Source organism: Virgibacillus sp. 7505 (assembly GCF_002272135.1).
In the GTDB taxonomy this organism is placed as follows: Bacteria; Bacillota; Bacilli; order Bacillales; family Amphibacillaceae; genus Terribacillus.
Genome location: NZ_NPBF01000339.1, coordinates 1 through 231 on the forward strand (window position 1 = coordinate 1; position 231 = coordinate 231).

Genomic DNA, 231 nt, shown 5'->3' on the forward strand with positions numbered 1-231 from the left:
CCCCGACTAACCCTGAGCGGACGAGCCTTCCTCAGGAAACCTTGGGCTTTCGATGAAAGAGATTCTCACTCTTTTTTCGCTACTCATACCGGCATTCTCACTTCTAAGCGCTCCAGCCGTCCTCACGATCGACCTTCACTGCCCTTAGAACGCTCTCCTACCACTGACATCGTAGATGTCAATCCGCAGCTTCGGTGGTGTGTTTAGCCCCGGTATATTTTCGGCGCAGCG

1 rRNA gene is annotated in these 231 nt (G+C 53.7%); it reads right to left on the bottom strand.

The annotated features are described in order from the left end of the window. Positions 1–231: ribosomal RNA gene (locus CHH91_RS19230) — 23S ribosomal RNA — on the bottom strand; the annotation flags it as partial.